This is a genomic window from Novosphingobium panipatense, assembly GCF_900182875.1.
Taxonomy (GTDB): Bacteria; Pseudomonadota; Alphaproteobacteria; order Sphingomonadales; family Sphingomonadaceae; genus Novosphingobium; species Novosphingobium panipatense.
In genome coordinates this window covers 215,760-228,259 of record NZ_FXUI01000005.1, presented here as the reverse complement: position 1 = coordinate 228,259, position 12,500 = coordinate 215,760, and the positions used below count along the sequence as shown (strand labels likewise).

Sequence of the window (12,500 nt, the reverse complement as noted above, 5' to 3'; positions counted from 1 at the left end):
CCGATTGGGAGAGGCCGAATCAAGTTATGTACAGGGTAGATATGGGGCCGGGTTTTTCCCGACACCCCAAGGTATAGTGGGTCAGCGCTCCGCAGCACCCCAAGCTCAGGCGTCCACCTCGGCGTAGTGGCTGGGCGGCTGGATCACTTCCATACGCTCCGACAGCAGCGGCCGGAACGAGGGACGGGACTTCATCACCAGATACCACCCGCGCGCCTGCTCATGGCTCGACCAGTCGAGGCCGCCCAGGTAATCCGCCACCGAAAGCTGCGCCGCGGCCGCAAGATCCGCCAGCGTCATCGTCGCGCCGGAAAGCCAGGGCCGGTTGTCGATCAGGTAATCGATGTAGTCGAGGTAGTCGTGCGCCAGCTTCATCGATTCGCGCAGCGCCTTCGCATCGGGTGACTGGCGCAGGACGAGGCGCTTCTTCATGCGTTCCAGCAACAACGGCCCCGAGACGTCGTGGTAGAAGTTCTCGTCGAACATGGCGATCAGGCGACGGATCTCCGCCCGCTGCTGCGCCGTGCCGCTGATGAGCGGGTTGCGGTCCACCGTTTCCTCGAAATACTCGCAGATCGCGCGACTGTCGGAGAGGACGAGCGCCTTCTCCGTTTCCCGGATGACGGGCGTGCGACCGGCCGGGTTCATCGCGAACAGGCGATCCTCGCCTTCCCAGGGACGTGCCGTCTGCAGTTCGTAGGCGATGCCCTTCTCCGCCATGAGCAGCCGGACCTTGCGACTGAAGGGGCAGAGGGGAAACTGGTAGATGTGCCACATGATGATTTCCGAATGCCGAACCGGGACGCGAAGGTCTATTTCAACATGGCGGGAATCAGGTGGATAAGTCCTCGCTCCATCCTCGCGGAACATATCGCGAGGGCGCGTTGCCTCTCGATTGACCCGCGCCTTTCCCCTCGACAGCCTCCCATGGAAAATCATGATCAGGGAGAGTTGCCATGGTACTAAAGTCCGTCCGCCTCGGATCAAACGATCTGGCCAGAAGCCGTGCGTTCTATGACGCCACCTTTGCGGCGCTGGGGCTTCCCCCCTGCTCCACCCCGGACCAGTACCCTGTCGTGATGTGGGATCTGGATGGCACCCGCTTCGTGCTTGGGCCGGCTCGCGACGGGGAGCCCTGCACACCCGCCAATGGCGGCACCATCATCTTCGAGGCACAGGGCGACGAAGCGGTCAGGGCCTGGCACGCGGCCGGCCTTGCGCGGGGCGGGACCTGCGCCGGTGCGCCCGAACCCAAGCCCCAGGCGCGCGGCGCTTTCGGCGCTTACCTGCGTGATCCCGACGGCAACAAGCTGGCGGCCTATCACGGCCTGTCCATGGGATAGGGCGCAGCCTCGCTCCCGGCGGCGGGGCGCGGCAGCGGTTGCGTCCGGCCCTCCCGGCTCCTAGAAGCCGCCCGCTGCGGCAGAAGGACCGAAACGTGACGCTTCATACCTGGTGGATCTTTGTGGCTGCCACCTTCGTCATCTCCGGCACGCCGGGACCAAACATGCTCCACGTGCTGGCCCGCAGCGTCGAGATGGGAGCGCGGCGCAGCGTTGTCGCCATGGCGGGCTGTCTCAGCGCGATCTTCCTGCTGATGGCAGCCTCTGCCGCCGGATTGACCACGCTGCTGCTGGCCCTGCCCGGTTCGTTCGAGGTGCTGCGCTATGCGGGCGTGGCCTACCTGATCTACATCGGGATCCGGTCCTGGCGCGCGCCGATCGCTTCCGCGCAGCCGGACGATGCGCCGCTGCCGCCGGCCCTGTCCAACCTCGCGCTGTTCCGGGGCGGTTTCGCCATCGCTATCAGCAACCCCAAGGCCATCCTTTTCGCGGCGGCCTTCTTCCCGCAGTTCATCGACCCGACAAGACCGCAGGCCCCCCAGTTCGCGATCCTTGTCGGAACCTTTGCCGTCATCGAGACCGCGTGGTACTGCACTTACGCGCTTGGCGGACGCTCGCTGAAGCGCCACCTGACGAAGCCTGCGATGAAACGCCTGTTCAACCGCGTGACCGGCGTCTTCTTCATCGGCTTTGGCCTGGCCCTGCTCGGCGCCAAACGGGTCTGACCGTCAGTCCGGGCGGGCCAGCAGGAAGACGGCGTGCTCTGCCCGAAAGTTTGCCGCCGCCGCGCTGCACTGGGCGTCGCCGGACAGGAACCACTGCCCCTCAACCGCGATACCGCGCTCCTTCAGCAAACCGCGAAAGTCATTGATCGTCAGGTGGTGGATGTTGGGCGTCTCATACCAGGCGATCGGCAAAAGGCGCGTCACCGGCATCCGTCCGTTCCACAGGAGCGAGGTGCGCACCCGCCAGTGCGCGAAGTTCGGGAAGCTGACGAAAGCCTTGCGGCCGATGCGCAACAGCTGCTCCAGCACGACGTCGGGGCGCATCGTGGTCTGCAGCGTCTGCGAGAGGATGGCGTAATCGACCGACTTGTCGGGATAGAACGACAGGTCGGTGTCCGCGTCTCCCTGAATGACCGAGAGCCCCTTGGCCACGCAGGCGCCGACATTGAGCGCGTCGATCTCCATGCCGCGCGTCGCGCAGCCTGAACCATCGCGCAGGGCCTGCATCAGAGTGCCGTCACCGCAACCGACGTCCAGCACGCTGGACGACGCCGCCACGTTGTCGGCAATCACGGCAAGGTCAGGACGCAGGCCCGCTTTCATGGCGGTGTTCATCCGATGAACCCCTCGACGACGCGATCGAGGGCCGGAACGTCGAGCAGGAAGGAGTCGTGGCCGAACGGAGCGGACAGTTCGACGAAGCTCACCGGCAGACCGGCTGCATTGAGCGCATGGACCACGTTGCGCGATTCCGCCGTGGGATAGAGCCAGTCCGTATCGAAGCTGACAAGGCAGTAGCGCGCCTTCGATCGTGCAAAGGCGTTCGCCAGCAGGCCGCCATGCTCCTCGGCAAGGTCGAAGTAATCCATGGCCCGCGTGATATAGAGGTACGAGTTCGCGTCGAAGCGGTCGGTGAACGAAAGCCCCTGATAACGAAGATAGGATTCGATCTGGAAATCGGCGTCGAACCCGAAGGTCTTTTCCTCACGGTTCTGCAGGCGCCGCCCGAACTTCTCGGTCAGCCCCGCCTCGGACAGGTACGTGATGTGCGCAGCCATGCGCGCGACGGCAAGCCCCTTCTCCGGCCCCTTGCCATGGGCGTAGTAATTGCCCTCGCGCCACTCCGGATCGGCCATGATCGCCTGGCGGCCGACTTCGTGGAAAGCGATGTTCTGCGCTGAGTGACGCGCCGTGGAGGCGAGAACCAGCACGGCACGGGTGCGCTCGGGAAAGTTGGCCGCGAGGCTCAGCGCCTGCATGCCGCCCATCGATCCGCCCACCAGCGCATGCAGGCTGTCGATGCCCAGCGCGTCCAGAACGGCGATATGCCCCTTTACCATGTCGCGGATGGTGATGACCGGGAACCGCATACCCCAGGGCAGACCATCAGGACCCTGGCTCGCCGGCCCGGTCGATCCCATGCAGGAGCCGATCACGTTGGCGCAGATGATGAAAAAGCGATTGGTGTCGATGGGCTTGCCGGGACCGACCATGCGTATCCACCACCCCGGCTTGCCGGTCTTGGGATGGTTCGAGACGACGTGCTGGTCGCCTGTCAGGGCATGGCAGATCAGGATGGCGTTGTCCTTGGCCGCATTGAGCGTGCCGCAGGTTTCATAGGCGATCCGGGCACCGGGCAGGCTCTGCCCGCCGTCCAGCACCAGCGGCAGGTCGAGATCGAGGAACCGGTTTTCGATAGGAAGAGTAGGGGCCGTCGCCATGATGGGAGACCCAATAGAGCCTCAATCGGCCTCTGTCATTAGCCGCCGCGCTGGGTTATGGGGCCGCCCGTCATGAGCGAAACGATCACCACCTCGACCGCCGGCGCGAAAGCCCCCACCCCGAAGCCGTGGATCGAGGGTATTCACGCCTATGTTCCCGGCAAGTCCAAGGGCAAGGACGGACGCCCGCTCATCAAGCTGTCCGCCAACGAGAACCCGCTGGGCACTAGCCCTGCAGCGCTGGCCGCGAAGGCGCAGGCACCGGCCCTCTACCCCGATCCTGACAGCGCGGCTCTGCGCGCCGAGCTGGGTGAGCGTCACGGCATCGATCCGGCGCGGATTGTCATGGGCACCGGCTCGGACGAACTGCTGAACCTCATCGCACAGGGCTATGCGGGGCCGGGCGATGAAGTCATCTACGTGCGCTACGGGTTTTCCGTCTACGACATCGCCGCAAGGCGCTGCGGCGCCACGCCCGTCGTCGCGCCGGACCGGGATTACGGGACCGACGTCGACGCCCTCCTCGCGCTTGTGTCGGAGCGCACGCGCCTGGTCTTTGTGGCGAACCCCAACAATCCCACCGGCTCCTACCTGCCCGCCGGTGAGATCGCGCGCCTGCACGCCGGCCTGCCCTCGGACGTGGTGCTCGTTCTGGATCAGGCCTACGCCGAATATCTCGCACCCGAGGACGAAGACGGGTCGCTGGCGCTTGCCGCCGCGCATGAGAACGTCCTCGTCACCCGCACATTCTCGAAGATCTTCGGCCTTGCCGGTGAACGCATCGGCTGGGCCACCGGCGCACCGGGCCTTGTCGCCACGCTGAACCGCATCCGGGGCCCCTTCAATGTCCCCAGCACCGGGCAGGCGATGGCTCTTGCCGCCCTTGCGGACCCGGCCTTCGTCGAGGCAAGCCGACAGCACAACCTCGAACAACGTGCCCGTTTCGTCGAAAAGCTGGAGGCGCTCGGCAACCACGGGCTTCGTCCCCTGCCAAGCCAGGCTAACTTCGTGCTGGTCCTGTTCGAAGGAGTCCTGACCGCCGAGGCGGCTTTCGAGGGGCTCGCCGATCGCGGCTACATCGTTCGGTGGCTGCCCGGCCAGGGCCTGCCGCAGGCCCTGCGCATCACTATCGGCACGTCCGAGGACATGGACGCGATCGCCGCAGCCCTTCGCGAGATGGCGGAAGACGCGAAATGACCTTTGCCAATATCGCCATCATCGGGCTCGGGCTGCAGGGCGGCTCCATTGGCCTGGCCGTACGCGAGTTCCTGCCGGAAAGCCGCACGCGCGGCTATGACCTCAGCGCGCAGCACCGCGCCCGCGCCGCGGAGCGCCGCCTGGTCGACGAGGTATGCACGACCGCTGCCGAAGCCGTCCGCGACGCCGATCTCGTCATCTTCTGCGTGCCGCCCGGTGTGATGGGCATCGCGGCCGAGCAGGTCCGCGCGGGACTTCCGGCCAATGCGCTCGTCAGCGACGTGGGATCCTCCAAGCAGGCCGTCGCCAAGGCACTGGGTGACGCTCTTCCGGAACATGTGGTGATCCCGGCCCATCCGGTAGCCGGTACGGAGAATTCAGGGCCGGACGCGGGCTTTGCTCACCTCTTCCGCAACCGATGGTGCATCGTCACTCCGCCCGCCAAGGTCGATATGGTGAAGCTGTCCGGCCTCGTCAGCTTCTGGGAAGCGCTGGGGGCCAACGTCGAGATCATGACGGCCGAGCACCACGACCTCGTACTTGCCGTCACCAGCCATCTGCCGCACCTGATCGCCTACACCATCGTCGGCACCGCCTCTGACCTCGAGGACGTGACGCAAAGCGAAGTCATCAAATATTCGGCGGGCGGCTTCCGCGACTTCACCCGCATCGCCGCCTCCGACCCCACCATGTGGCGCGACGTCTTCCTGTCGAACAAGGAGGCGGTGCTGACCATGCTGCAGCGCTTCACAGAGGATCTGACGGCCCTGCAGCGCGCCATCCGGATCGGTGACGGCGACCAGTTGTTCGATCATTTCGCCCGCACCCGTGCCATTCGCCGCTCGATCATCGAAGAAGGCCAGGACGACGCCCGCCCCGACTTCGGTCGCGGCGATCACGAAGGCCGGTAAGAACGGCGCGGCCGCGCCCCGGCGGTGGGCTTGCGCTTCAGGTGTTCAGGGCGTTGATGGCGGCATGGACCCGTGCCTCGACGTCGTCGCGCGGGAGCCCCGGGGCGATGCGCTCGCCCACCCGGAAAGTGATGGTCCCGGGCTTCTTCCAACGCCGATGGTAAAGGCGGCCGCTGTTGACCGCGACAGGAACGATCGGCAGGTCGAGAAGCTTGTAGAGCCCTGCGAAGCCCGACTGCAGCGGCGGCCTGGCTCCGGTCGGGACCCGTGTGCCTTCCGGGAAGATGGCGAGCGGCCTTCCCTGCGCTGCGAAACCGCGCGCGCTGGAGACCATCGCCCGCAGCGCCTTGGCGCCTTCCCCGCGCTGGACCACGACGGCCCCGTAGCGCCGCGCGGCCCAGCCCCAACCCGGTATCTCGGCCAGTTCGGCCTTGGGAAAGGGTGCGGGATAGAGCATCTGCGCCGGCAGATCGATCGCCTCGAAGAAGCTTTCATGCTTCAGGGCCACCAGAACGCCTTCGTTCGGGAACTCCCCCTCCACGACGATGCGGATGCCCAGTATCCAGCGCGCGCACCAGCGATGAAGCCGCGACCAGCCCCTCACGGTTCGCCGCAGCGGCTCGTCGCCGAAGAGGGAGGCCACGAAGCACGCACTGACCATGACGACAGTGCCGCCGTAGAACACCACATAGAACAGAAGCGAGCGCACCACATCCAGCGCCGTCGCTTTATCGGACTTCATCGAAATCTTTCCCAAAGGTTGAGCGCGTGGCGCGCCAGCAGCTTGTGGTATTCCAGAAACAGTATGCTGAAGCTGGGGTGCGAAGGCACGCCGTCCAGCTCGAGCCGGACGTCGGCCGGCAGCGCCCGCGCGATTTCCAGCGCGGCGCGGCGCATGTGCCAGTCCGCCGTGACGAGCCGTACGGACTTCGCTTCATGCTCGGCCACCCACTGCGCCGCCTCCACGGCGTTCGAGCGCGTGTCGTACGCGCGGTAGCCCAAAGTCACGCAGCAGCGCATCAGCTGCGGGGGCACCTTGAACTGGGCAGCGAACTCACGCGGGCGCACTTCGCGATCGACACCCGATACGAGCACGGCCGGGGACTTGCCCCGCGCCAGAACATCGATCGCGTGTTCGATCCGCCCCCGGCTTCCGGTCAGCACGATGATCGCGTCCGTCCGCACCGTTCCGGGCAGCGGACCGGGAAGCGCGACGGCGAACCATACGAACCCAAGGGCCCATATCAGCACGACGGAGGCTGTGAGACGACGGAACATAGGCGATCGCTATATAGGGGTTCGCGGATGTTACAGCATCTTTCGCAGGGCATGCAGAACGGTGAGGCGCGCGGTGAGCATGGCGAGCAGTGTCGCCAGCACCGGCACGGCCGCCAGCCACAACCAGTCGCTCCACAAAAGCGCGCCGTAATCCACCAGTCCCGCACCCAACCCCTCGAACCGCCGACCCAGCGCGAGCACGACCACCAGCGCAAGCGCGAGGCCGACAGCCCCGCCCCCTGCGGCGTCATACCCGATCGAGCGCTGGAACACCCGGGCGACCTGTGCATCCGTGCCGCCCAGCAGATGAACGATCTCGATCGTATTGCGGTTGGTGCCCAGCGCCGATCGCGCCGCCAGAAGCACCGCGGCGGCAAGGGCTACCGCCAGCAGCGCCACGACGACCATCGCCAGCACCTGCAGCGAGAGCATGGCCTCGAACACAGGCTTGAGCCAGTTGGACTGTGCATCGACCCGTGCGGAGGGAGCGACCTGCTCCACCCGCTGTGCGATCTGCGCCAGCTTCGCCGGCGTAACCGCACCCTCGAGACGTACGTCGATCAGGGAGGGAACCGGTATGCCCGGCATACCCGCCGCAGCCCCTGTCACGCCGGTTCCAAGCCACGGTTCTATCAAGGCATCGAGTTCGGCCTGCGGAACCTGCCTGAACCCTGCCACCCCCGGCATCGTTTCGATCGCCCTGATCGCCAGCGCCGCCTGCTCCGCGCGGACCTCCGGGCGCGGCTCGATGATCTGCACCGTCACCCCGCCTTCGATTTCAGCCCTGGCCGCCGACACGGCGTTACCAAGTGCGAGGCCGGCGGCGAGCGCGATGGCGGTCATCGCCACCATGATCGCGATGACCCACGGCATAGGCCCTGACATGCGCCCCTGCGGGATCAGCTCCACGCGGCCGCTTCCCGCCAGCCGGCGCATCCATCCCGGCCGCACGGTCACGTCAGCTTCCTTGGCGGATAGCGCAGGGCGCCCGTCGGATCGGAGAGACGCCCCTTGTCCAGCCGCATGATGAGGCTGTCGGGCACCTTGCGAAGCAGGTCCAGGTCGTGTGTCGCCACGACCACCGTAGTGCCCTGCCGATTGAGCATATCGAACAGCCGGATCAGCTTGGCCGCCATGTCCGTGTCGACGTTGCCCGTCGGCTCGTCCGCGACCAGCATTGCCGGGCGGGCGATCACGGCCCTGGCGATCGCCACGCGCTGTTGTTCGCCGCCGGACAGCGTCGCGGGCGGCGCGTCCATGCGGTCGGCAAGCCCCACCCATTCGAGGATGTCCCGCACGGGACCGGCAAGATCCTGCTCCGAATGGCCGGCCACCCGCAGCGGCAGCGCCACATTGTCATAGGCGGAAAGATGATCGACCAGCCGGAAGTCCTGGAACACGACGCCAACCCGCCTCCGCATGACGGGCAGTTCCGCGCGCGGCAGGGTGATCACATCGGTACCAAACATCCGGATCCCGCCTCGGGAGGGCCGCTGGGCAAGGTAAAGCAACCGCAGAAGCGATGTCTTCCCGGCCCCGCTCGCCCCCGTCAGGAAGTAGAAGCGCCCGGCATGGAGCGTGAACGTCAGGTCGCTCAACACCTCGCGATCGGTGCCGTAGCGCAGGCCGACATTGTCGAAGTGGATGATTTCGCCGTCTGCGGTCATGCTCTTGAAGGATCGTGTTGCAGTCGTACCGAACGGGCGACAAGCCTCTATAGCGAGACGCCTGCGCTCGCAAAAGGCATGTGGAAAAAAGGGTGGTCCGACGCGATGCCAGGATGATGGCGCTTGTCGTGCCCGGACAAGCCGTGCTTATGGGAAGGTCATGATCATAGCCTGTCCCGCCTGCTCCACGCGCTACGCCGTTCCGGACAGCGCCATCGGCGTGGAAGGCCGGACGGTACGCTGCGCGAAGTGCCGCCACAGCTGGTTCCAGCACAATTCGGAGGATGCAGGCCAGCCGGCGCCCGCTTCTGAAGCCCAGCCACCCGCAGCCCAAACGCCTTCCGCCCCGACGCCTTCCGCTCCGATGCCGACTGCTCTGGCGCAGCAGCCTGCATCGGGCATACCCGACACCGCCCCGCCTCCACGCCCGACGCCCCGACCCGCCGTCGTGATCCCTCGCGCCGCAGCCGATCCGGGGGAGGCCGCGCGCGATAACGCCCCGCCGCCGCCCCGTCGAACGAACCCGCCCTTCTACGACGACACCTCCAACAAACCCTACGCGGACGAGGGCCCGTCGAACTTCGACTTTTCCCCGCCATTCCGTCCCCGTCGCAACTGGAACCGGATCGGAACCTTCGCGGCGGTGGCCTTCGCTGTCGCGACGCTCGGGATTGCGACGGCGGTAGCCTTTGGCGGGCTGCCGGACTGGCTGCCGGTGCCCCGCCCGACCTTCCAGCAGGCGCAGCCCGACCTCAAGCTCGACTTCCCCCGCAGTCGGCAGGATCGCAAGCCGCTGCCGGACGGAACGGAATTCTTCAGCGTCAGCGGCACGATCACTAACATTGGCGCCCGTAGCCGGAAGGTGCCGTCGCTGCTCGTCGTCCTGCGCGACCGGCGCGAGACGGTAGTCTACGAGAAGGAAGTCGTGCCTGCCCGTCGGGAGCTGGCTCCGGGCGAGACGATCACCGTGAACGAGGCGCTGATCGATATTCCGAAGGCAGCCGCTGCGGCGGAGATCGGCTGGAAACCCGACTGATCGGGATGACCCGCGCCGCTGGGCGCGGCGTGACAAATCGTTCATTTGCCGCCAGCGGATCGCCCCCGCAAAGACCTTGAGAGGGCATCAACCCTCTCGAGGGCGATCAATCGTGAAGCGTGGGCAAGCTTGAAGCGCAAAAGCGGATGGACGGCAGGTCGGTTCCTCCCGAAGGCCGGCCGCGTGCCCGTCCTGCTCTGCATTTTCGGAGCCTGTGCAGCTTCGGCCGCGCAGGCGCAGGAGAGGAGCACGGCCGATGGCGCGATCTCCGTACAGAAACGCGCGCGTCCCGATCTCGATCCCTCTCCCCTTCGCTTCGGCGGGTTCGAGGCGCTTGTGTCCTTGGAGACACGGCTGACCTATGACGACAATATCTATGCCTCACGCAAAAATGTTGTCGACGACGCCCTGGCGGCGGTTGCAGGCGACGTATCCGCCCGCTCCACCTGGAGCCGCCATGCTTTGGCGTTCGATGCGTCTGCTGCTCTGACACGCGGGCTTTCCCAGGACGACGAGAACACCGGGACATATGAGGCGCGGGCATCCGGCCGGCTTGATTTGGGGGTGGGAAGCCAGGTCACCGCGCAAGCCGGGTACGCGCGTGCCTACGAACCTCGCGGTTCCATCGGCGACGTCGACCGGCGCGGCCCGCGAACAGCGTACGACACCGTCAATCTGGAACTTGCCGCCAGCCACGCCACAGGGCGCCTGACACTGGAAGCAGAGGCGGGAATGGATCGATACGTTTACGGCCGGCATCCGGACTGGGAGGAGGCGATCAGCGCCGCGCGCGATTATCACACGTGGAACATCGGCCTTCGCGTGGGCTACGCTGCCGCACCGGGCATCCTCGCCTTCGCGGAAGGCACGTACAACGAGGCCCGCTACCCTGACGACCTCGCCCGGTTGGACCGCAGTTCGGATGGCTGGTCCCTGCGCGGCGGTGTCGGCTTCGGGCTTAGCCGGCTAATTCGCGGGCGCGCCGCCATCGGCTATCAGGATCAGAGCTTCGCAGACCCGGTGTTTCCTCGCATCCGCGGGCTCGATTTCAGCGCGGAGATCGAATGGAGTCCGACCCGCCTTACCACCTGGTCGATCGAGGCACGACGCTCGATCCAGCGCTCTCCTCTCGTGAGCATCGCCGGCATCCGGCAGAGCCGCTACGGCGCCCGGGTGGACCATGAGGCGCTGCGCAACCTGCTTGTCTGGGCGCGGGTCGACTACACGACCAGCGAATACTCCGGCTCGGTCCGCGCTCAAAACGATCTGGCGGGGGGGCTTGGCGGAGACTGGCTGCTGAGCCGCAGGGTCAAGCTGTCCCTGGCGAGCAACGTCCAGCGAACCCGCAGTCACGGCGCGCCGCCGCTTCCCGATCTGGCCCGCGCATTCGACCGCAGCCGCACGACGGTGTCCCTTCGGTACGCCTTGTGATCGCGCTTCAAGGCCCGGGCCTTTCAAGCGGGTCCGGATGCAGTCCTGGCGGTGCCCCTCTCCGCGCCCCGGTCTCCGCCCGCAGCAGAGCCGTGAACTCCGCAGATGGCGCTCTCAGCCGCCCTTACGGCCGACAACCGACACTGCTCCCAGAGGCGCGCGGACGGAGGCGTGGTGTTCTCCGCGTCTTTACGGCCAGGTGCTCGCCTTTGCCGACCCTGGTGCCATAGCCGCGATCAGGAGCGTCACAGGCGGATACCGGGGATCGGCTCTCGAGACATCCGCCTCTGAAAAGCCGGGTGAGCGGACGCGCGGCACGCGCAGCGTCAGAAGTGGCGCTCCAGAACCCGGATGGTGTCGCCGGGCATGACCATGACCATTTGGTTCCCGCGCAGCCCGACCGATTTTTCCGGCGCATCGGCCGTCCTGCGCAGATTTACCCGCGCGGAGTTGGCCCGATAACCGAACCCCCCTGCGGCGGCCACGGCCTGTTCGATCGTCATGCCTGCGACGTACGGATACTGCCCCGGCCTCTGCACTTCGCCAAGTATGTAGTAGGGCCTATAGTTCAGCACTTCCATGCTGACCCTCGGATCGGTCATGTACCCATCCGCCAGGAGGGCTGTCAGCACGCCCGTCATTTCCTCGACGCTGCGTCCTGCCGCGTCGATCATGCCGACCAGCGGGAAGGCGATCCGGCCTGCGCTTGAAACGGCAAATTCGCCTGAAAGGCTGGGCTCGTTGTAGACGGTCACGCGCAGCCGATCCCCGGCACCGAGCTTGTACGCCCCCAGACTCATCCGGCTTTCAGCCGCACTGAGGGGTGGCGCACTTGAAGTGGCGCACCCCTGCACGAGCAGCCCCATCGCTCCTGCGGCGATCGCAAGGAACAGAGCGCCGTACGGCTTCAAGTTCACCGTCACTGCAAAAATCTCCTCGGGCTGTGTCACGTGCCGCAACGTCACGGCACCAAAAGCCTCATTCGACCTCCATACTCCAATTACAAAAATGAAAGTCGACGCACCGCTAAATACAGCTGCACAATTTTCGCTGAAGGATTCGATATCAGTACGCTTCTTGTGCCTGTTACATTTTTGAAAACCGTCAACTGATACTTGCGCTACAGCCGAAAGAGCGCCGACAAGCCACGCGATTCCGGCTGCCTGACATGGACCGGGAAACAGGGGTGGT

At 66.0% G+C, this 12,500-nt stretch carries 14 protein-coding genes; 6 read left to right on the top strand and 8 right to left on the bottom strand.

Going from position 1 to position 12,500, the window contains the following annotated elements:
* Positions 1-105: 105 nt before the first annotated feature.
* The gene (locus tag QOL62_RS10565; RefSeq protein ID WP_103728117.1) at positions 106-777 is read right to left on the bottom strand and encodes a glutathione S-transferase family protein; all 672 of its coding nucleotides are present in this window, start codon (positions 775-777) and stop codon (positions 106-108) included.
* Positions 778-956: 179 nt separating this feature from the next.
* Between QOL62_RS10565 and QOL62_RS10560 the strand changes: the two genes are divergently transcribed.
* Together QOL62_RS10560 and QOL62_RS10555 are read left to right on the top strand one after the other, a co-directional pair.
* Positions 957-1,343 carry a VOC family protein gene (locus QOL62_RS10560; RefSeq protein ID WP_283406197.1) on the top strand — a complete coding sequence of 129 codons (387 nt, stop codon included), beginning with the start codon at positions 957-959 and terminating at the stop codon, positions 1,341-1,343.
* A gap of 95 nt (positions 1,344-1,438) precedes the next feature.
* The gene (locus QOL62_RS10555; RefSeq protein ID WP_283406196.1) at positions 1,439-2,068 is read left to right on the top strand and encodes a LysE family translocator; all 630 of its coding nucleotides are present in this window, start codon (positions 1,439-1,441) and stop codon (positions 2,066-2,068) included.
* A 3-nt stretch (positions 2,069-2,071) separates the two neighbouring features.
* Here the strand turns inward: QOL62_RS10555 and metW are convergent, their stop codons facing one another.
* Both metW and metX read right to left on the bottom strand, forming a co-directional pair.
* On the bottom strand, positions 2,072-2,683 hold the full coding sequence (gene metW, locus QOL62_RS10550; RefSeq protein WP_103728114.1) for a methionine biosynthesis protein MetW: 612 nt from the start codon (positions 2,681-2,683) through the stop codon (positions 2,072-2,074).
* Positions 2,680-3,789, bottom strand: coding sequence for a homoserine O-acetyltransferase MetX (metX, locus tag QOL62_RS10545; protein ID WP_283406195.1), 1,110 nt, complete (start codon positions 3,787-3,789; stop codon positions 2,680-2,682). The genes metW and metX overlap by 4 nt, the downstream gene beginning before the upstream one ends.
* A 57-nt stretch (positions 3,790-3,846) precedes the next feature.
* Between metX and hisC the strand changes: the two genes are divergently transcribed.
* Together hisC and QOL62_RS10535 are read left to right on the top strand one after the other, a co-directional pair.
* Complete coding sequence (hisC, locus tag QOL62_RS10540) at positions 3,847-4,986, top strand: histidinol-phosphate transaminase (RefSeq protein ID WP_379511602.1); 1,140 nt, start codon at positions 3,847-3,849, stop codon at positions 4,984-4,986.
* Complete coding sequence (locus QOL62_RS10535; protein ID WP_103728111.1) at positions 4,983-5,897, top strand: prephenate/arogenate dehydrogenase family protein; 915 nt, start codon at positions 4,983-4,985, stop codon at positions 5,895-5,897. Before hisC ends, QOL62_RS10535 begins: the two co-directional genes overlap by 4 nt.
* A gap of 37 nt (positions 5,898-5,934) precedes the next feature.
* Here the strand turns inward: QOL62_RS10535 and QOL62_RS10530 are convergent, their stop codons facing one another.
* From QOL62_RS10530 to ftsE, 4 genes are read right to left on the bottom strand one after another with little or no spacing between them, the layout of a single operon-like run.
* Positions 5,935-6,639: a lysophospholipid acyltransferase family protein gene (locus tag QOL62_RS10530; RefSeq protein ID WP_283406193.1), complete on the bottom strand. Its 705-nt coding sequence runs from the start codon at positions 6,637-6,639 to the stop codon at positions 5,935-5,937.
* Complete coding sequence (locus tag QOL62_RS10525; RefSeq protein ID WP_103728109.1) at positions 6,636-7,175, bottom strand: YdcF family protein; 540 nt, start codon at positions 7,173-7,175, stop codon at positions 6,636-6,638. Before QOL62_RS10525 ends, QOL62_RS10530 begins: the two co-directional genes overlap by 4 nt.
* A gap of 30 nt (positions 7,176-7,205) precedes the next feature.
* Positions 7,206-8,111 (bottom strand): cell division protein FtsX, encoded by a 906-nt coding sequence (locus tag QOL62_RS10520; protein WP_283406247.1) that lies wholly within the window; start codon positions 8,109-8,111, stop codon positions 7,206-7,208.
* Between the two features lie 17 nt (positions 8,112-8,128).
* Positions 8,129-8,842 carry a cell division ATP-binding protein FtsE gene (gene ftsE, locus QOL62_RS10515; RefSeq protein ID WP_103728108.1) on the bottom strand — a complete coding sequence of 238 codons (714 nt, stop codon included), beginning with the start codon at positions 8,840-8,842 and terminating at the stop codon, positions 8,129-8,131.
* Positions 8,843-9,002: 160 nt separating this feature from the next.
* On the opposite strand from ftsE, the gene QOL62_RS10510 reads away from it, so the two are divergent.
* Together QOL62_RS10510 and QOL62_RS10505 are read left to right on the top strand one after the other, a co-directional pair.
* Positions 9,003-9,878 carry an MJ0042-type zinc finger domain-containing protein gene (locus QOL62_RS10510; RefSeq protein ID WP_283406192.1) on the top strand — a complete coding sequence of 292 codons (876 nt, stop codon included), beginning with the start codon at positions 9,003-9,005 and terminating at the stop codon, positions 9,876-9,878.
* Between the two features lie 129 nt (positions 9,879-10,007).
* Positions 10,008-11,309: an outer membrane beta-barrel protein gene (locus QOL62_RS10505; RefSeq protein WP_283406191.1), complete on the top strand. Its 1,302-nt coding sequence runs from the start codon at positions 10,008-10,010 to the stop codon at positions 11,307-11,309.
* Positions 11,310-11,635: 326 nt separating this feature from the next.
* Here QOL62_RS10505 and QOL62_RS10500 read toward each other — a convergent pair whose 3' ends face one another.
* Positions 11,636-12,232 carry a polysaccharide biosynthesis/export family protein gene (locus tag QOL62_RS10500; protein ID WP_283406190.1) on the bottom strand — a complete coding sequence of 199 codons (597 nt, stop codon included), beginning with the start codon at positions 12,230-12,232 and terminating at the stop codon, positions 11,636-11,638.
* Between the last annotated feature and the right edge of the window lie 268 nt (positions 12,233-12,500).

Excerpts from the sequence above, each read along its gene's own strand:
- QOL62_RS10565 (WP_103728117.1), bottom strand. The coding sequence starts at position 777 with ATGTGGCACATCTACCAGTTTCCCCTCTGCCCCTTCAGTCGCAAGGTC.
- QOL62_RS10560 (WP_283406197.1), top strand. The coding sequence starts at position 957 with ATGGTACTAAAGTCCGTCCGCCTCGGATCAAACGATCTGGCCAGAAGC.
- metW (WP_103728114.1), bottom strand. The coding sequence starts at position 2,683 with ATGAACACCGCCATGAAAGCGGGCCTGCGTCCTGACCTTGCCGTGATT.
- metX (WP_283406195.1), bottom strand. The coding sequence starts at position 3,789 with ATGGCGACGGCCCCTACTCTTCCTATCGAAAACCGGTTCCTCGATCTC.
- hisC (WP_379511602.1), top strand. The coding sequence starts at position 3,847 with ATGGGGCCGCCCGTCATGAGCGAAACGATCACCACCTCGACCGCCGGC.
- QOL62_RS10535 (WP_103728111.1), top strand. The coding sequence starts at position 4,983 with ATGACCTTTGCCAATATCGCCATCATCGGGCTCGGGCTGCAGGGCGGC.
- QOL62_RS10530 (WP_283406193.1), bottom strand. The coding sequence starts at position 6,639 with ATGAAGTCCGATAAAGCGACGGCGCTGGATGTGGTGCGCTCGCTTCTG.
- QOL62_RS10525 (WP_103728109.1), bottom strand. The coding sequence starts at position 7,175 with ATGTTCCGTCGTCTCACAGCCTCCGTCGTGCTGATATGGGCCCTTGGG.
- QOL62_RS10520 (WP_283406247.1), bottom strand. The coding sequence starts at position 8,111 with ATGCGCCGGCTGGCGGGAAGCGGCCGCGTGGAGCTGATCCCGCAGGGG.
- ftsE (WP_103728108.1), bottom strand. The coding sequence starts at position 8,842 with ATGACCGCAGACGGCGAAATCATCCACTTCGACAATGTCGGCCTGCGC.
- QOL62_RS10510 (WP_283406192.1), top strand. The coding sequence starts at position 9,003 with ATGATCATAGCCTGTCCCGCCTGCTCCACGCGCTACGCCGTTCCGGAC.